The 391-nt window shown below is 54.0% G+C and carries 1 protein-coding gene; it reads right to left on the bottom strand.

Going from position 1 to position 391, the window contains the following annotated elements; translation table 11 throughout:
* Window positions 1-254: hypothetical protein (locus C5P05_RS33480; protein WP_232834286.1), on the bottom strand; the 254-nt coding region annotated here is incomplete at its 3' end.
* Between the last annotated feature and the right edge of the window lie 137 nt (window positions 255-391).

Raw genomic sequence — 391 nt, 5'->3', positions numbered from 1 at the left:
GGAAATAGGCTTGCGGCTGGAAATGGGAGTTTGATGATCATCACTTCACCCTCCGCACCGACTGCAGCGCCGACTTGATAGCCAACTCCTGCATAGGCTTTCCCTGCGCTTTGTAGTGCGCCTGGAGCTTGTTCAATTCGGCCATGCGACCGGCGCATGTCGGGCAGTTGTGCACCTCGGCCGCTGGCTTTTCTGTTGTTGTTTCTGTCGCTGCAATCACGGTTATTTACTCCTAATTTCGTAGCAAAATTCAATATTCAAAATCGTTCGGCTGTAGCTCCGCAAGGCTGATACCCTCCCCGTTCCCGGTCTTGGTATCCTCCCTGTGACCACCAGTGGTAGTTCTTCCACTGGCCATCGTTCTGCGCTGGGCGCCGATGTTCAATCGCTA

The sequence above is a fragment of the Rhodoferax ferrireducens genome, from assembly GCF_003347515.1.
Lineage (GTDB): Bacteria > Pseudomonadota > Gammaproteobacteria > Burkholderiales > Burkholderiaceae_C > Rhodoferax.
Note: the sequence above shows the minus strand (reverse complement) of the source record. Positions and strands in the feature narration are given on the sequence as shown.